General features: G+C 58.8%; 2 protein-coding genes. Both read right to left on the bottom strand.

The genetic code is table 11. The annotated features are described in order from the left end of the window. Nucleotides 1-76: 76 nt before the first annotated feature. A complete protein-coding gene (locus BK665_RS33360) occupies nucleotides 77-244 on the bottom strand; it encodes a DUF2474 domain-containing protein (RefSeq protein ID WP_007963754.1) in 168 nt (55 codons plus the stop codon). 83 nt (nucleotides 245-327) lie between these two features. After that, nucleotides 328-510 (bottom strand): cytochrome d ubiquinol oxidase subunit II (locus tag BK665_RS33355; RefSeq protein ID WP_185076734.1); only part of this gene is annotated, 183 nt, incomplete at its 5' end.

Genomic DNA, 510 nt, shown 5'->3' with positions numbered 1-510 from the left:
AAGCGTCAGGCAAAAAAAACCCTCCGCGGTACAGAGGGTCATAAAACCGTGCCCAAGGGCAGCGGGACGGGATGTTTCAGTGTGTGGTAAGGCCGGCCGCGTTCATGAACAGGCGCATCAGGCTGGCGGCAATGAACAGCGCGCCGACGCTACCGATCCAGATCAAGGCCAACCAGCCGAGCCGCTGCCAAAGCGGCTTTTTTTCGGCTTCTTCAATCTCGTGCAGGGAATGTTTGCCGTTCATTGCATTGTTCCTATTGGGCGATGGCGTCGCTGAGGACGCCACGGCGAGCCGGCTTGCTCTCACAGGGTGAGCTGAGCGAGAGATCAGTGGTAACCGTCTTCATGGGTGACCTTGCCGCGGAACACGTAGTAGCTCCAGAAGGTGTAACCCAGGATGAACGGAATGATGAATAGCGTACCGACCAGCATGAAGCCCTGGCTTTGCGGCGGTGCAGCGGCGTCCCAGATCGAGATCGACGGCGGCACGATGTTCGGCCACAGGCTGAT

The organism is Pseudomonas frederiksbergensis, assembly GCF_003732665.1.
Taxonomy (GTDB): domain Bacteria; phylum Pseudomonadota; class Gammaproteobacteria; order Pseudomonadales; family Pseudomonadaceae; genus Aquipseudomonas; species Aquipseudomonas frederiksbergensis_G.
The sequence above is the reverse complement of the archived record's forward strand: the minus strand, read 5'-3'. Positions and strand labels throughout refer to the sequence as shown.

What these genes read in the sequence shown, in the direction of transcription:
- BK665_RS33360 (WP_007963754.1), bottom strand. Translation starts at nt 244, where the DNA reads ATGAACGGCAAACATTCCCTGCACGAGATTGAAGAAGCCGAAAAAAAG.